General features: G+C 38.2%; 12 protein-coding genes. All 12 read right to left on the reverse strand.

Translation table 11 applies throughout. The annotated features are described in order from the left end of the window. Nucleotides 1–4: 4 nt before the first annotated feature. On the reverse strand, nt 5–3571 hold the full coding sequence (gene smc, locus ACQV2G_RS06115) for a chromosome segregation protein SMC (protein WP_428876369.1): 3567 nt from the start codon (nt 3569–3571) through the stop codon (nt 5–7). A 4-nt stretch (nt 3572–3575) separates the two neighbouring features. After that, nucleotides 3576–4271 carry a ribonuclease III gene (gene rnc / locus ACQV2G_RS06120; protein ID WP_428876370.1) on the reverse strand — a complete coding sequence of 232 codons (696 nt, stop codon included), beginning with the start codon at nt 4269–4271 and terminating at the stop codon, nt 3576–3578. 147 nt (nt 4272–4418) lie between these two features. Continuing rightward, nucleotides 4419–6203, reverse strand: a complete 1785-nt coding sequence (locus ACQV2G_RS06125) for an oligopeptide ABC transporter substrate-binding protein (RefSeq protein WP_428876371.1) — start codon at nt 6201–6203, stop codon at nt 4419–4421. 382 nt (nt 6204–6585) lie between these two features. Beyond that, the gene (locus ACQV2G_RS06130; protein WP_428873744.1) at nt 6586–7509 is read right to left on the reverse strand and encodes an ABC transporter permease; all 924 of its coding nucleotides are present in this window, start codon (nt 7507–7509) and stop codon (nt 6586–6588) included. Between the two features lie 11 nt (nt 7510–7520). Further along, the gene (opp4B, locus tag ACQV2G_RS06135) at nt 7521–8483 is read right to left on the reverse strand and encodes an oligopeptide ABC transporter permease (protein WP_428873745.1); all 963 of its coding nucleotides are present in this window, start codon (nt 8481–8483) and stop codon (nt 7521–7523) included. Beyond that, nucleotides 8484–9446, reverse strand: a complete 963-nt coding sequence (locus tag ACQV2G_RS06140) for an ATP-binding cassette domain-containing protein (RefSeq protein ID WP_428873747.1) — start codon at nt 9444–9446, stop codon at nt 8484–8486. Further along, complete coding sequence (locus tag ACQV2G_RS06145) at nt 9446–10456, reverse strand: ABC transporter ATP-binding protein (RefSeq protein WP_428873748.1); 1011 nt, start codon at nt 10454–10456, stop codon at nt 9446–9448. The genes ACQV2G_RS06140 and ACQV2G_RS06145 overlap by 1 nt, the downstream gene beginning before the upstream one ends. A 35-nt stretch (nt 10457–10491) precedes the next feature. Further along, complete coding sequence (gene acpP, locus ACQV2G_RS06150) at nt 10492–10734, reverse strand: acyl carrier protein (RefSeq protein ID WP_428876372.1); 243 nt, start codon at nt 10732–10734, stop codon at nt 10492–10494. 58 nt (nt 10735–10792) lie between these two features. Then, nucleotides 10793–11821, reverse strand: coding sequence for a phosphate acyltransferase PlsX (gene plsX, locus ACQV2G_RS06155; RefSeq protein ID WP_428876373.1), 1029 nt, complete (start codon nt 11819–11821; stop codon nt 10793–10795). An 11-nt stretch (nt 11822–11832) separates the two neighbouring features. After that, entirely contained in the window at nt 11833–13869 is a 2037-nt protein-coding gene (gene recG, locus ACQV2G_RS06160) for an ATP-dependent DNA helicase RecG (protein ID WP_428876374.1), read from the reverse strand. 75 nt (nt 13870–13944) lie between these two features. Continuing rightward, nucleotides 13945–15612, reverse strand: coding sequence for a DAK2 domain-containing protein (locus ACQV2G_RS06165; RefSeq protein WP_428873751.1), 1668 nt, complete (start codon nt 15610–15612; stop codon nt 13945–13947). Nucleotides 15613–15632: 20 nt separating this feature from the next. Then, nucleotides 15633–15989, reverse strand: coding sequence for an Asp23/Gls24 family envelope stress response protein (locus tag ACQV2G_RS06170; RefSeq protein WP_428873752.1), 357 nt, complete (start codon nt 15987–15989; stop codon nt 15633–15635). Nucleotides 15990–16163 lie beyond the last annotated feature (174 nt).

Raw genomic sequence — 16163 nt, forward strand, 5'->3', positions numbered from 1 at the left:
TTATCTACTCCTGATGGTCTAATGCTACAAAATCATTCATTTTCACCGCTGCTAGTTTAGAAATACCGGTTTGTTCCATAGTCACTCCATATAGAATATCGGCATATTCCATGGTCCCTTTGCGGTGGGTAATGACAATAAATTGCGTTTCTTGGGTAAAGTTTTGAATGTATTCCCCATAACGGTAAACATTGGCATCATCTAAAGCTGCCTCCACTTCGTCTAGAACCACAAATGGAACGGTCTTTGTTTCCAAAATAGCAAATAATAAAGCAATGGCCGTTAAAGCTCTTTCGCCTCCTGATAAGAGGGCTAAGTTTTGCTTACGCTTACCGGGTGGTTGAGCAATAATATCGACACCGGTAGTTAATAAATCGGTCGGGTCGGTTAATTCTAACTTAGCCTTACCGCCAGCAAATAAACGAGTGAAGGTCTTTTGAAATTGATGGTTAATAGCTTGAAAGGCTTCTTTAAAGCGACTACCCACTTCTGAATCCATTTCATCAATGGTATTATTTAGCTGCTCCATAGCTGTTAACAGGTCATTTTCTTGCTCAAATAACAATTGATAACGTTCATCCACTTCTTGATAGTCTTGAATTGCTGCTAAGTTGATAGGTCCTAATTGATCAATTTCCTTACGCAACTTTTTAACCACTTCTTTTACTTGAGCAACAGATTCTACAGGCTGGGCTAATTGAGTAGCTGCTTCGAACGACAAGGCGTAGGTTTCATTAAGATAGAGTAAATCTTGATCCATCTGATCTTCATATCTTTCAATCTTAGCTTGGCATTTGGCCTCTGCTTGGTATTGATATTGAAGTTGATCTTCGCTATTTTTTAAGGCCTGCTGATGACTCCTTAAACTTTCATTTAAACTCTGGCGGTCTTGGCGTAGAACGCTTAAATCAGCGTTGACTTGGTCTAAATCGCCTTCTGCTTGGCTTAAATCCACTTTAAATTGACTGATTGAATTTTCTAAGTTTTGAACTTCATTCCAGTCACTTTCTTCTAACTGTTGACTGGAAGCAATTAATTCTTCTAAATTTTGTGCTTGCTTAATTTCATTTTGCAGGCTTTCTCTTTTTTGTTTGGTTTCCATTTCCAAAAGCGCTAAATTGGTTTTGCTTTCATTCAAGTCGGCTTGAAGTTGTCCAATCTTCATTTGTTTTTCCGATTGAGACAATTGCATGGATTGAATGGTTTGATGGACTTCTTCAATTTTAGCCTTTAGAGCTTGTAAGTCTTGCTCAGCTGCTTGAAAATCTTGGTGAGAAGCCTCAAAATCTTGAGTCATTTGCTTGAATTCATCGGTTAAAATCAATAGATGTTTATTTTTTTGATCTCGCTGTGACTGTATATTTTCAATTAAATTCAGCAATTTTTGGTGGTCTTGACTAAGTTGTTGGTGATCTGATAAAGCTTTTTGATAAGCCGTTTGAAATTGCGAAACCTTCTGATCACACCTTTCAAAAGTTGCCACTTGTTCTTTTTGACTCTTTTTTAGTTCTTTCAACTCTTTTTCAAGGCTTGCAATCTCTTGAGAGCGCCCCATTACAGATTGTGACTTATGCTTATTTTTTCCCCCTGTAACAGAGCCTCCAGGAAGGATCAAGTCGCCTTCAAGTGTTACGATTTTTAACTGTTGATGGCTAGCCTTAGCAAGTGACTGGGCATTTTCAAGTGTATCAACAATCACTGTAGACCCTAATAACTGCTGAATCACTAACTGATTTTCTGCTTTATAAGAAACTCGTTCACTAGCAATCCCCACCACACCTTGGTTTTGTTGGAGTAGCTCTTGGTGATGGGCCTTTAGGGTCCGAGCTTTCATATTACTTCTTGGTAAAAAGGTGGCTCGTCCGGCTCTTTTGTTTTTTAAAAGTGATATAGCTTGCTTAGCAGCTTGGTCATTTTCTACAACAATATTTTGCAAACCAGCTCCTAAAGCAATGTCGATAGCAACTTGATCGTTTTTTTCAACTTCGATTAATTCGGCTACCGTTCCAATGATTCCTTGTAGTTGATCACGGTGGTTCATCACGACTCGGACTCCTTGGTAATAGCCGGCATATTCCACTTGCATTTGTAGCAAGCTTTGATACTTGGAGTGGAGCATTTGGATTTGGTGGTCTGCTTGGTAGATTACTTTCCTTAATTGATCACGATTGGCTTGGGCTTGATCCAATGCTTGGTGGGCCTTTTCCCCTTCAGTTTGAAGGCTTTCTAAGTCTGCTTTCACTTGTTTTATTTGATCGTGATAGCTAACTTCTTGGTCTTCAAGAGCTTGGATTTGAATTTGATTTTCCTTGATTTGGTCTTGATAGCTTTCCTTGCGTTGATCGAATTGTTGGCTAAATTTATCAAATTGTTGCAAGCGATTCTTTATAGCCGACTCTTGACGATAATAGTCAATCAATTCTCCCCTTAACTGATCTAACTCTTCATTCTTTAGCGCTTGAAAGTCATTAAGTTGTTGATTATATGCTTTTACTTCTTCTTTTGCTTTTCGAATACCTTCTTCTAATGAGTTTAAATTTTGATTAAGGGCCTCTTGTTGTTTTTGGTGGTCAACCCATTGATTTTGGTAGCGATCTTGATTTAGTTTTCTTTCTTGACTGGATTGATTGGCATAAAGCGTTTTTTGCTGAAACACTTCAATTTGGCCCTTTAATCTCTCAATCAATTGGATAAGTTTTCGACTTTCCATCTCTTCTTGATCAATGCTTTGATTTATCAAGTCTAATTGGTTCTGTTTATCATCGATTGATTGCGAAAAAGTTTTTTGATCATTCTTAACTCGGTCTAATTCAGCTTTTATTTGTTGGTAGTGGTCCTTGGCTTGTTGCCATTTAGCTTTAAAGTCTTGTATTTGAAAGGTATATAAGGATATTTCTTCTTCTTTCAATTGGGCCGCTTTCTCTTGGTAGGTCAAAGCCTTTTCTCTTTGTTCTTTAAGTGGCTGCAGTTGATTTTTTAATTCATGTAAAATATCCCTGACACGGTTCAAATGGTCTTGTGACCGCAGCAATTTTCTTTGAGCTTCTTGTTTGCGGTATTGATATTTTTGTACACCAGCTGCTTCTTCAAAAATTCCTCGTCTTTCTTCTGGTTTACTTAAAAAGATGGACTCGACTTTACCTTGGGAAATCATGGCGAAAGAATTTTTACCTAAGCCTGTATCCAACAGCAAATCAGTGATATCTTTTAAGCGAACATTTTTTTGATTGATAAAAAAATAACTCTCACCATTACGGTTATATTGACGCGTTATCGTAATCGTTTTGGGGTCCATATCAATATAACGATCCTCATTATTTAAAACCAAGGATACTTTAGCAATATTGACTGGCTTTCGATCGAGTGAACCATTAAAGATAACATCTTCCATCTTGTTACCACGCAAGGATTTAGCCGATTGTTCTCCTAAGACCCAACGAATGGCTTCAGATAAATTCGATTTGCCTGAACCGTTGGGACCGACTATTGCTGTCATGCCCTGATCAAAATTAATGACTGTTTTATCAGCAAAAGATTTGAAACCAGTCATTTCGATTCTTTCTAAATACAAACAGCTACACTCCTTTTTGAAGATGGTGAATGGCTTTTTTAGCGGCCTTCATTTCTGCTTCTTTTTTACTTTTGCCACTGGCCTTAGCTATTAAGTCGTTTTCTAAATACAGCCCAATGGTAAAGGTTTGTGCATGAGAAGGTCCTTGGGTTGCTAGGAGACGGTATTCAATCTTAACTGTTCCCTTGACTTGAACCATTTCTTGGAACTTGGTCTTATAATCTTGCACGGTTAGTGTCAAAATTTCTTGATGGTGATCAAAGAGGACTCTACTCAGAAAGTTTTCAACCATATCCATACCAGTATCCAAATAAACTGCCCCCAAAAAGGCTTCAAATGTATCTGCTAAAATGGAATCTCTTTCTTTACCTCCCGACAATCTTTCCCCCTTACCTAATTGGATAAATTGAGGAAAGTCTACTTGTCTAGCTAAATAAGCCAGGCTTGGTTCCCTGACGAGCTGAGCTCGCATGCGTGAAAGATCTCCTTCAGGCTTATGGGGGTATTGTCCATATAAAAATTGACTAACCAGAATCTCAAGCACAGCATCGCCTAAAAATTCTAATCGTTCATTGGACTGAATTAAGTTCTCACCTTGCTCATTAATATATGACCGATGGTAGAAAGCTTGCTGAATAATCTTCTGGTTAGTAACTTTAATTTTTAATTCTTTTTCGATGTGTTCTATTAACTGATGCATGGCTTCGACTCCTATCAAATATACACTGATTTTACCAAAAATCCCTTGATTACACAAAGTCATTCAGCAATACAAAAATGAAATACCGTATATAAATAAAAAGATCAAGCAAAGCTATGCTTGATCTTCATCTTTTAAAATTTTAAATTATTCAGCAATTGGACTTTCAGCAGTTAAGCCTACTTGTGTCCAATCAAGATTTGCTCCAATTTCAACATCCCAATTCGTCACACGCTTATTAACGGCTGTTAATTCATATCTCCAAAGCGTTGGAATAACAGGAAGCTCTTCATGCATAAATTCTTGCCAAGCGTAGAAGGCTTTTTGACGGTAGTCATCATCAAACGATTCGTCTGATTCAATATCCGCTAATAATTGGTTATGTTCTTCATTCACATAGCGACTGTAGTTGAATTGTGCTCGTTCACCAAATAATCCATTTGGATTTGGATCGCCACCAGTACCAAAAGCAGCTTGGAAAATATGTATTTCTGGATCATCCTTCTTAATACGTTCATAGAAAGAATTAAACTCTAGTAATTGTCCATCTAATAGCTCTACAGGAATACCGACTGCGTTCCATGCTTGTACATAGTACTGAGCCAATGGAGCAGCTGTTTCACCACCTGACATTGAAGCGAAGTTCAAGGTGAATTTCTCGCCATTAGGATCTTCCACTAGACCATCACCATCCACATCCTTAAAGCCAGCTTCTGCTAAAATTTCCTTAGCTTTTTCTGGATTGTATTCATAGGCCTTAACGTCAGGATTTAAGTATTCTACAAAGTTCGGTGTAATCATTGAGTCTGCAGCACGACGCAATCCTTGATAGAATTCACGGCCGACTGAATCATTATCCATGGCATAAGCCATCGCTTGACGAAGAGCTTTATTGGATGTAACTAATTCAGGATCAAATTCGTTTTTACCTTCTTCTTCATTCCATTTACCCATCTTGAAGCCAATGTATGTATAAGCATTCTGCTCATAACCAATGGTAGTAAAGTTCGTTGCATCTTTATAAGTATCATACTTATCAGTTGGTAAGGTTGCAATATCAAAATTACCAGCCTTTAATTCAGCAACAATTGAATTAGGGTTGATGACATTCATCGTCATTCCATCTAATTTAGGACGCCCCTTATAATAATTTTCATTTACAGTATAAGTGACTGCTTCACCTGGTGTCATTGATTCCACCTTAAAAGGTCCAAAGCCTACTGGTTTCTCACGTACAGGTGCAGAGTCTTCCATATCAGCTACTTCGATACCTTCAAAGACATGCTCAGGTTCGATATAAGAAGAAATTCCTCCACCAGCTTGAACCATTGAGTTCGGAAAAGCCTTATATGTAACGGTTAGGGTATAATCATCGACACGTTCCAACCCAGAAATTTCCTCGGCTTCGCCGTTATGATACTCGTCCATTCCTACCACATTCTCAAAATCGCTACCATAACGAATGCCGGTATAATCAGGGTGTCCTACTACATAGTAAGGAAAAATAACGTCATCTATCGTAATCGGTTCGCCATCATCCCACTTAACTCCTTCTGGGATTGTGATAGTTACTTGTTTATTTTCAACATCCATTTCCACTTTGGCAAAACCGGAATCATCGATCTTGAAGTTATTGTCGTAGCCGTATAGGCCAGGGTTAAAGTAACCAATTACGGTTGCATCTGGGTTTCCTGTGTAAAACATATTATTGAAGACACCTGCAAATGCGGTATCGGAAACAAAGGCTACCTTAAGTGTTCCACCCTCCATGACTTCACCTTCATGCTCTACAGAAGTCGAAATGTCCGGTGCGGGGGCTCCTTCTCCATCTGCTTCCTCAGCTTGGACCATAGGTAGGGAACTCAATACCAAGGAACCGATTGTCATTGTTGTCATAAACTGTATAAGATGTTTTTCTAATGATTTTCTCATACTAAGCCTCCTCTAAATGTGATAATCCTATCATATAGAAATTATATGATTAAATCAAGTCTTTTCTAATTTTTTTTTAATATTTTTATCTTTTTCTAATAAAAACAAGCTTTATTAGGGGTTTATTTATGAAAAGTTTCCAAAGCTCACTTGTCTTAAAGGTTTTTCATGAAAATGTCTTTTCATTATTTTAAAGCTTATGACCCAACTAGTAATTTCTAGCAGAAAAATCTTTTGATTTTTATTTAGCACTTACAAGATATAATAAAATTTCAAAACGAAAACTTTTCTGTAAGATTAAAATTTTCTCATAAAAAAAGAGCCCCACTTCTTACTCATCGCTTAACGCTAAAGTAAATAAAGGGTAAAGCTCTTAAAATTTTTATCCTCTTCTTTGTTTTGAATCTGCTACACGTTGGAAAGCCTGTCCGATATAGTTAATTGATAACATCATGATCAATACTAACAAGGCAGCTGGCAACCAAACCCACCATTTATTTTCAATAATATCTGGTGTTCTAGCGTAACCAATTAGCGTTCCTAAAGAAGGCGTTCCAACAGGCAAACCAAAGCCCAAGAAAGAAAGTCCTGTTTCTAAACCGATATTACCAGCAAAGGATAGAGTTAAGTTGGTGATCATTAGCGAAGAAAGATTCGGTAATAAGGAGCCGAGCATAATTTTCCAATCTCTAGTCCCCATGGTTTTTGATGCCTTGATATAATCCTTGGATGCTTCTGATAAAGAAGCCGTTCGAATCAAACGGGTCTGCCCCATCCAACCAAATAAAGATATAATCCAAATCAAAGTCCAAGGGTCGAAGCGTTTAACGATTGTTACGACCGCAATAATAATCATGATTCTCGGTAAAACGATTAAAAAGTCTACCACACGCATAATAAAATCATCCACTCGACCCCCATAATAACCGGCAATCAAACCAATAATCGTCCCAAAACCTGCTGTTAATATAGTGACAGCCCAAGCGATAATTAAGGAATTTTTTGTTCCTAGTAAAAGCTGTTCAAAAATGCCTTTTCCACCCTCATCGGTACCTAAAAGATAGCCTTTTTCTCCTGGCGGTGTAAAGCGGTCAAAAATATTAACTATGCCTGCAGCATCGGAATCAATAAAGAATGCTGATAAGACCGCCGCTACGACAATAATTAATAAAAGAATTAATGATAAAACAGCAATTTTATCACGTGCAAACTCTCGACGAATAACTTCCCAACCCATCGGTGGAGTGGAAACTTGGTCTTGCAATAGTTCTTCATTTACTGTTACCTGTGTATTATTTTCAGCCATTATTCCACCTCCTATTTAATTCGAATTCTAGGGTCAACAAAAACCATAATGATGTCTGATAATAACGAACCTAAAAGGGTTGTAAATCCGTAGATCAATGTAATAGCTATCATTACAGAAAAATCACGTAAAGCGATTGATTCGACAAATAATTTTCCCATTCCTGGATAATTAAAGACTGTCTCAGTGAAGACAGATCCGCCTAACAAACCAGTGATGGTAAAGCCTAAAAAGGCAGCAATTGGTAGGATTGAATTCCGGAAGATGTGCTTGCGATAAACAACATTTTCTGGAACGCCTTTAGCCTTAGCTGTGCGAACATAATCTTCCGTTTTAGCATCAATGACTCCTGTTCTTAAGTATTGAATAGTAGAGGTTGTTGATAAAAGTGCCATTGTAATAGCTGGTAAAATAATGTGTTTAAATCTTGACAAAGCAAAATCAAGCGTTCCAGGCTCAAGACCCGGGTCTACTGTTCCAGTTGTAGGGAACCAGCCAAGAATATAACCAAATAACCAAATCATAAATAAACCCAATACGAAAGATGGAATAGCATAAGTTACAAAGGTATATAAGTTAACGGTTTTATCAAAAACGGAATTTTGATAACGACCAGAAAACAGACCTAATGGTAAAGCGATTCCGTACGAAATGATCACTGTTAATAAAGATAATTGTAAGGTGGGCCAAACTCTTTGACCAATAATCTTTAGAGTCGGTTGACGGTGATGCCAAGACCGTCCCCAATCACCTTGAAAGATACCAGTAATCCAATCAACATAGCGCTCTGGCCACGGTTTATCTAGTCCTAGTTGCTCCCGCATGGCTGCTATTTGAGCAGGGTCCACATTTGGATCTTGTAAACCCGTCAACGCATCCCCTGGCATCAAAGCAGCCAAAACAAAGACAATGATACTTAAAAGAAAAATTTGAGGAATCATTAAAATGACCCTTCTTAAAATCGTCTTCCACATTTATTTCACTTCCTCTCTTTGAGCAAAGCCGACTTCTTTTAAAGCCACTTGGTGGTGATCATTAATCTTCTTCAGATCATAGACCCGTCCGCTTTCCTCAAAATATTGACTGGCATTTTCATGATATTCTTTCTCCACTCGGAGACGCTCTATATGGTGCTCTCTTCGATTGTTTGGATCAACATGCGGTATAGCTGATAAAAGCCTTTTAGTATATATGTGTTGAGGATTTTTATAAATTTCATAATTAGAGCCATATTCAGTAAATCTTCCACGATACATAATGGCCAATTCGTCAGACATGTGTTTCACCACGCCTAAATCATGCGAAATAAACAAGTAAGAAACATTAAATTCTTCTTGAATACGTTTCATAAAGTTTAAGACTTGAGCTTGAACCGATAAGTCTAAAGCTGAAACTGGTTCGTCAGCAATGACTAATTTAGGGTTCAGCGCAACAGCTCTAGCTACCCCGATTCTTTGTCTTTGTCCTCCTGAAAATTCATGCGGATACTTGACTAAAGCTTCTGAAGTCAAACCGACTATTTCTAAGAGTTCACTTGCTTTTCTCTTTTCTTCTTCAATCGTTAAATGGGTGAAATTACGCAAGGGCTCCGCCATAATATCTAGAATCCTCTTCTTCGGATTAAAAGAAGAATATGAATCTTGGAAGATCATCTGAACATTGCGCCGATAATTTGACCTGCGACTGGATGCAGCATTCGAAACGTCTTCCCCTTCATAGATAATTTTACCCTCGGTCAATTTTTCTAAACCGATAATAGCTTTTCCAATAGTTGATTTACCTGAGCCTGATTCACCCACCAGGCCATAAGTTTTTCCTGCCTCAAAGCTTAAGTCCACACCATCCACTGCGTAGACATGGTCAGTGATACGGTTAAAGAAGCCGGATCGAATTGGATAGTGAACCTTTAAGTTTTCAATTGTAAGAAATTCTGACATTAGTCCACCTCCTCAGTGAAATAAAAGTGTTCATGACAAGTACAACGTACCCAATGTTCTGGTTTTACTTCATGGAGAACTGGATGCTCTTCATGATGTTCTTCAGGAATCCAAGGAATACGAGGAGCAAAACGACAGCCTTTGCGTTCTAAACGGTTTAATGGAGGTACAACCCCATGTATTACATGTAGATCGCCCTTTTCATCAACTAAATCATTGGATTGCGGAATGGACTTTAAGAGTGAGCGGGTATAAGGATGTCTCGGATCATTGAAGAGTTCTTCGACACTTGCAACTTCAACAAATTGTCCTGCATACATAACTGCTACTCGATCAGCCGTCTCTGCAACTACTCCTAAATCGTGAGTAATCAAAATAATTCCTGATTCGGTTTCCTCTTGAATTTCATTCAAAAGATCCAAAATTTGTGCTTGAATAGTTACATCTAAAGCAGTTGTCGGCTCATCTGCAATAATTATTGGTGGTTTACAAGATAATGCAATGGCAATGATTACTCTCTGACGCATTCCACCTGATAATTCATGTGGATATTGCTTGGCCATTCTTTGAGGGTTTTCAATACCTACTTGGTCGAGTAATTCAAGTACGCGCTGAGTTCGTTGTTGTCCATCTAACTTGGTATGATAATACAAAGCTTCTTCAATCTGCTCACCTACTGTCATTAAAGGGTTTAATGACGCTAAAGGGTCTTGGAAGATCATGCCAATATCATTCCCGCGAATTTTGTCATAATCTGATTCATCATAATTAACGAGATTATCACCCTTGTAATTAATTTCCCCGGTAATTTTTGTATTCATGCGATTGTGTAAACCTATGATTGAAGTGGCCAGGGTTGATTTTCCACAGCCTGACTCCCCAACAATGGCTAACTTTTCATTACGCGCTAGGGTAAAAGAAACCCCATCGACAGCATCGAAATACTGGTCTTTAATGCGAAAACCAGTGTGCAAATCTTTCACTTCTAATAATATCTCTTTTGATTCCATTTGAGGCCTCCTTTATCAATGACTATGACATCCATTTATTTTTCTGATCGTAATTGGTCGATATAAGAAACGGCGTCCTTAATATCTGAGAGATTTTCAATTTTTTCATCTTCGAATTCTATATCAAATTCTTCCTCAATCCCCATCACGAATTCCACCATATCTAAAGAATCGGCGCCTAGGTCTTCAAAGGTTAGATTTTCAGTTACTTGATCTTCAGTAAGATCAAAATGCTCTACTAATAAAGTTTTAACTTTTTCAAATGTTTCTGTCTTCAAATTTTCCACTCCTTAATTAAAAAGTTATACCACAATGCTGGTTATATTATAATAACGATTATTTTCTAATCTGTCTATCATTTTTGTCACTATTTTCAAAAAAAGTGCTTATTTCTTCGGAAAAACCTGATAAAACGATTTCACGAGCTTGTCGAATAGCATGATAAATGGCGATGTCATCTGCTGATCCATGCGCTTTAATTACTGGCTTTTTAACCCCTAAAAGGACCGCTCCTCCTTGCTTGCTATCATCAAAATTTTCAGCCATCTTTTTTAATGAGGGTTTAATGAGAAGGCCACCAATTTTATTGGTGATACTACTCTCACTTAGAGTTCGTTTGAGTAATTTGAAGATGGATTTTAGGCTTCCTTCCAATGTTTTTAGGATAGCATTACCGGTAAAGCCATCTGTCACCGCAATATCTACCTGCCCATTTAAAAGATCTTTGGCTTCAATATTGCCTACAAAATTTAAACTACTCGCTTGATTGAGGAGTTGGTAAGCTTGTTTACGTAATTCATCTCCCTTACCAGCCTCTGTTCCATTATTAACAAGCCCTACTCTTGCTTGCTCTATTTTTAAAACACTCTCAGCATAATAGCTAGCTAGTTGAGCATATTGTAAGAGGTGCTCTGCTTTTGATTCCGCATTGGCTCCGGCATCCATTAAAATTAAATGAGGAGATTTCTCATTAATGGTTGGGATGACCGGCATCAATCCCGGTCGATCGACACCTTTAATTCTACCAACCACCAATAAGCCGGTTGTTAATAAGGCGCCTGTATTCCCAGCCGAAAGCAGTACATCTGCTTTACCTTCTCTTACCGCCTTGGCAGCAACCACCATTGAAGCATCTTTCTTGCGACGAACAGCTTTTACCGGTTCATCTTCTCCTTTGATAACCTCAGTAGTCGGTATTCGGATTAAACGGTCATCAAACATATCCGGAAGATTTTTAAGGGCTTTCTCGTCGCCATAAAGATGAATTTCGATGTCCTTATAAGCATCTAAGGCTCTTAGAACTCCGTCAAATACGGCTTGTGGTGCATTGTCGCCACCCATTGCATCAATCGCTATTTTAATCATAAATTCCACTCCTAAATTTCTAATTTAATTAATTGGGTATACTTTTCAATTGTTTTTGTTTCTTTCTCAGTCACTATATCTGGTTGTCTCATTAAATGGTCGACTGCTTGATAAGCCGCTGTCATAATGGCTTCGTCTTGTAAGGGATGTCCATATGTAAATTGGGCAATTCCACTTTGATTTCGTCCTAGGACATCTCCCATGCCACGAATTTCCATATCCGCTTTTGATAGTTCAAAGCCATCTTGACTTTCGACCATCTTAATCAGACGTTCTTTTCCTTGTTGGGTCGTTGGGTTGGCAATTAAAAAGCAGTAAGAGGGTAATGGGCTTCGCCCTACCCGCCCTCTTAACTGATGGAGCTGGGCTAAACCAAAACGTTCGGCTGATTGAATGACCATGACCGTTGCATTCGGTACATCCACACCGACTTCAACCATAGTGGTTGCTACTAAAATTTGAATTGCTTGAGCCTTAAAAGCTTTCATCACTTCTTTTTGTTCTTCTTTACTCAATTGACCATGCAAACTATCGATTGTAACTCGTGGAAATTTTTCTCTTAAACGTTGACAAGTCTCTTGTACATTTTCAACTTGTTCCATAAATTCACTGGCTTCAATTAAAGGCAATACATAATAGATTTGATGACCCTTATCTAATTCTTTTTGCATACGGTCATAGACTGTGGCAATGTGCTTATCACTAACGGCTTGTGTCTTAATTTCAATCCTTCCACGCGGTAGACCTTCCATGGTTGAGACGCAAAGGTCGGCATAAAGGGTCTGAGCCAAACTTCTGGGTATGGGAGTTGCTGTCATTTGCAGGACATTAGCTTCTTGACCAGCCAGACCTTTTTCTAATAAGTTCTGTCTTTGGCCAACACCAAAGCGGTGTTGCTCATCTATAACGATATAGCCGAGTGATTTAAAATCTACTCCCTCTTGAATTAAAGCATGGGTACCGATAATCAATCGGATACGTCCTGTTTTTAGACCTTGTAAAACAGCTTTTTTTTCTGAAACTTGCCTCTCAGAAGTTAATATTTCTGCATGAAAACCACTCTTTTCAAAATATTGATTAAAAGATTGATAATGCTGCTGAGCTAATATTTCTGTTGGAACCATCAAGGCTGTTTGGTAACCTGCTTGCACACTAGCAATCATGGTCAAGAAGGCAACTAAGGTCTTACCGCTACCTACATCTCCTTGCAATAAACGGTTCATTGGATAAGGTGATAAAAGATCGCGGCAAATTTCATTAACCGCTTTTTTTTGTGAATCCGTTAATTCAAAAGGGATGCTTTGGATAATTTGTCGTAATTCTTCAACTTGATAGTGGATTTGAATACCCTTAGTTTTTAAGCGGTTAAATTTGGCGCTTTGTAAGCGCCATTGGTAAAGAAAGAACTCCTGGAAGATGATCTTTCGCTGGGCCTGTCTTTTCGCATTATCTTGCTTAGGAAAATGCATGGCCCAAAGTGCTTCCTTCAGATTTATTAAGTTAAATTGTTGATTTAAATAAGTCGGAATGATTTCTTCAATACTTTCTTGATAATCAACAAAGGCTTGCTTGATGGCTTTGACAATCTGGCCCTGACTCAGTCCCTTGCTAGTATGGTAAATGGGTGCATAGTCCTCACCTGCTGACGGATTAATTAATTTCATGGCCATTAGCGACTGGTTACTTTCTTGCCATTTACCATAGATAGCTCGCGTTTGACCTAATTCAATTTGTTTCTTTAAGTAGGGCTGGTTAAAAAAAGAGACGGTTATCACTTGATGGCCATCTACAGCCAATTTAAAACTTAAGCGACTTTTCTTTCTACCAAAATAGTTGACCACAGCTGGACTAACAACTTTTCCCATCAAGACAACTTTTTCCTGGTCAAGAATAGTTTCTAACTGGCGTGCTTGGATATCCTCAAAACGAAATGGAAAATGAAACATTAAATCCTTTACTGTTTCAATTCCTAATTGTTTAAATAAAAGACTGGTCTTGGGGCCAACACCTTTGAGCTGATCGATAGGATCTAACCAAGACTTTCCCATCTTCTTCCTCCTCTTTGAGCAAAAAAATAAATCACCACCTAGAAACTAAGTGGTGATCAGCTATTTTCTAACAATCTAATCCACCGTTACAAAATAATTGTAGACTGGTTGGTCTCCTTGAATAAGTTCAAATTCTATCTCAGAGTTAGTTTGTTCAAAATGGTCAGCAACTTCTTGGGCTAATGAATGATCACCCTCTTCGCCAATAATAACCGTTACTAACTCACTTGATTCATCCACCATTCGATTAACCAATTGGATCAGAGTTTCTTTTAAATCAGTGTGGGTTAAGATTATATCGCCATCTAAAATACCCATAAAATCGTTTTCTTTAATGGATAGGCCATTAATTTCTGTATCTCGAATAGCATGAGTAATTTGTCCAGAAGCAACGCTTAGCGCATACTCTTCCATAGCTAGTCTGTTCTCTTCAATGGCAACTGAAGGATCATACATCAACATGGCTGAGATTCCTTGGGTGATTGACTTTGTGCCCACAACTACCGTTGGTACTTCACTGACTTCAGCCGCTTGTTGAGCCGCCATAATAATATTCTTATTATTCGGTAACAAGATAATATTTTTGGCGTTAACTCGCTCGATTGCTTTAATGAAGTCTTCGGTAGAAGGATTCATTGTCTGACCTCCAGAAAGGACTTCCTTTACTCCAATAGAATGGAAGAGCTCTGTCAAGCCTTTACCTGAAGCTACAGCAATCACTGCGTAATCTTCTTGAGTTTGAGGGACAGCTTGTTGACGCAGCGTAGTCTCTTTGTCTTCTAAGTCTCTAACTTGCTCACGCATATTATCGACTTTAATTTTAATTAACTCACCAAATTCTTGACCCAATTGCATAATCTCGCCTGGATCTTCCGTATGGATGTGGACCTTAACAATTTCATCATCGGCAACAACCAGCAAAGAATCACCTTTTTTATCAAGCGTTTGTCTAAACTCTTCATAATCAAAAGCTTTCTTAACAGTCTGTCCTTGTCCAATTCTTACCATAATTTCGGTACAGAAACCATAGGTAATCTCATCCATAGACATTGGGTGTTCATTCATTTCTTCGAAGATTGCGTGGGCATGGTCATTAGATTGGTCTTCAACTTCATCGATAATGACTTCCCCTGAAAGATTGGCAAGGAAGCCTTCATAGATACATAAAAGCCCCTTACCACCCGAATCGACTACACCCACCTGTTTTAAAACTGGTAGTAATTCAGGTGTTCGATCCAATGATTCTTTTGCCTCTGCTACGATCGTGCGCATCACTTGTATGATGTCTTCTGTTTGCTTAGCTTCTTGTTCACCTTTTACAGCAGATTCTCTAGCAACAGTTAAAATAGTTCCTTCAACTGGCTTCATCACTGCCTTATAAGCTGATTCCACACCACCAATAAAAGCCTTAGCAAAGTCTTTGGCATTTAATTCTTCACAATCTTTAATTGCCATTGAGAAGCCACGGAAAACTTGCGACAAGATAACGCCTGAATTTCCTCGAGCCCCCATTAACAGTCCTTTGGCCACGGCATTTGCTAATTCTCCAACATGATGACTAGTAGAATTACGCATATTCTCAACACCTGATTGGAAAGTCATATTCATATTAGTTCCTGTATCTCCATCAGGCACGGGAAAGACATTTAACGAATTCACTAAGTCAACATTTTCAGCCAGGCGCTCGGCACCTGCTATAAACATCTGTTTAAAGTCAGATGCTTTGATTGTTTTCAGTTCCACACTTTACCTCCTAAACGATCCTAGTCGATAGTCACACCCTGGACATGGACATGAACAAAGTCCAATTCAAAGCCCAAGAGTTGCTCGACATTGTATTTAACAGCTTGTTGAATATTTTGACAAATCACAGAGATTTTTGTCCCGTAAGAAACGACAATATAGACATCTACTGAAATATTGTCTCCTTCTTGAGAAATTAAAACACCACGTGAATAGTTTTCTTTCTTAAGAATGTCTGTTAAATTATCACGGAAGAAATGTTTACTTACCATTCCTACAACACCGTAGTTGTCAGTAACTGCTGCACCGACAATGGTTGCAATCACTTCATTTTCTAAGGATATCTCTCCATTTGGAGTTTGGATATTAATAGCCATAAAGTACCTCCTTTTTGTTGTCCACCATAGTTTAGCATAAATTTTTTAGCTTAGCACCTATTTTAATAGTTTTAGTAACGAGATATTTAAGATTAGTAGTTAATTTCATCATAATTCACTGTTAAACGTAAATGATAATGTCTCAAGAGAACACAAATCAAAATGTCCCACTAT

The sequence above is a fragment of the Facklamia sp. P12955 genome (assembly GCF_050409565.1).
GTDB lineage: Bacteria > Bacillota > Bacilli > Lactobacillales > Aerococcaceae > Facklamia.

What these genes read in the sequence shown, in the direction of transcription:
- ACQV2G_RS06125 (WP_428876371.1), bottom strand. Translation starts at nt 6,203, where the DNA reads ATGAGAAAATCATTAGAAAAACATCTTATACAGTTTATGACAACAATG.
- plsX (WP_428876373.1), bottom strand. Translation starts at nt 11,821, where the DNA reads ATGATTAAAATAGCGATTGATGCAATGGGTGGCGACAATGCACCACAA.
- ACQV2G_RS06170 (WP_428873752.1), bottom strand. Translation starts at nt 15,989, where the DNA reads ATGGCTATTAATATCCAAACTCCAAATGGAGAGATATCCTTAGAAAAT.
- recG (WP_428876374.1), bottom strand. Translation starts at nt 13,869, where the DNA reads ATGGGAAAGTCTTGGTTAGATCCTATCGATCAGCTCAAAGGTGTTGGC.
- opp4B (WP_428873745.1), bottom strand. Translation starts at nt 8,483, where the DNA reads ATGTGGAAGACGATTTTAAGAAGGGTCATTTTAATGATTCCTCAAATT.
- ACQV2G_RS06145 (WP_428873748.1), bottom strand. Translation starts at nt 10,456, where the DNA reads ATGGAATCAAAAGAGATATTATTAGAAGTGAAAGATTTGCACACTGGT.
- rnc (WP_428876370.1), bottom strand. Translation starts at nt 4,271, where the DNA reads ATGCATCAGTTAATAGAACACATCGAAAAAGAATTAAAAATTAAAGTT.
- ACQV2G_RS06130 (WP_428873744.1), bottom strand. Translation starts at nt 7,509, where the DNA reads ATGGCTGAAAATAATACACAGGTAACAGTAAATGAAGAACTATTGCAA.
- ACQV2G_RS06140 (WP_428873747.1), bottom strand. Translation starts at nt 9,446, where the DNA reads ATGTCAGAATTTCTTACAATTGAAAACTTAAAGGTTCACTATCCAATT.